This is a genomic window from Vogesella fluminis (assembly GCF_014652335.1).
In the GTDB taxonomy this organism is placed as follows: domain Bacteria; phylum Pseudomonadota; class Gammaproteobacteria; order Burkholderiales; family Chromobacteriaceae; genus Vogesella; species Vogesella fluminis.
The window spans coordinates 1-866 of sequence record NZ_BMYP01000115.1 but is presented as its reverse complement, the minus strand read 5'-3'; the positions used below and the strand labels follow the sequence as shown (position 1 = coordinate 866).

Sequence of the window (866 nt, the reverse complement as noted above, 5' to 3'; positions counted from 1 at the left end):
GGCCATGACCACCCAGCCTCATCGAATCCACACGGCCCACCGTTTTGCAACCCGGCCAGGCGACTGCATCGACAAACCCTTCCGCCGGCGCAGTCACCACCTGTTGCACCACCGTGCGGCCATGCCCTTTTTGCGCACTTGCCACCCGCTCGGCAGGGCGCTCCATCAGCACGCTCTGAACCGCCTGGCGCAGCTTGGGCTGGTTATCTTTGACCGCCAGCAGATAGTCTGCCTCGCGCTCCACGATGGTTCTGGCGACCTCTTTCTGACAGCCCATCGCGTCCAGACTGACCAGACAGCCCTTCACATCCAATGCGGCCAGCAATGCGGGGATGGCGGTGATTTCATTGCTTTTATCTGCCACCTTCTCCTGTCCCAAGGCCAGGCCCAGTTCGGTGGCAAAGGCACTGACCATATGCACCGGGCTGTGCGTGCCTCGGGCGCTGCCACGCAGGCACTTGCCATCGATGGCAACCTGCTGGAACGATCCCAACAGCCCTTGCGTCCAGGCGCGAAAGGCTTCCTCGAACTGTGCGGGATCCAGCAGGCGGAACACACGGTTGACCGTATCGTGAGAGGGGATGCCATTCTTCAACGGCAGAAAGCGCCGCAGCCAGGCTTCCTTGGCTTCCGCCCATTCGACTGCTTCCACGAAACTCTCTGCCCCGGCGAAGATGGCACAGACGGCAATGACCAGAATCTCTGGCAAGGGATGGACGATGTAGCGTCCTGTCCGCGGTTCTGGCACGTCGGCCAAATGTTCCATCAGCGTTCCCATCCTGTCCCGGCAAAGCCCGATAGTTCACCTCAAGTCGGAGTGGATTGGCAAGTCATCGATATCATGCCATATAGGTGCAATTGCCCTG

Annotated in this window: 1 protein-coding gene; it reads right to left on the bottom strand. The window is 60.5% G+C overall.

Annotation, left to right across the window (positions count from 1 at the left end; all coding sequences use genetic code 11):
• The coding region (locus IE083_RS15685) for an ISAs1 family transposase (protein WP_189354965.1) at positions 1–766 on the bottom strand (766 nt) is incomplete at its 3' end.
• Positions 767–866: the final 100 nt, after the last annotated feature.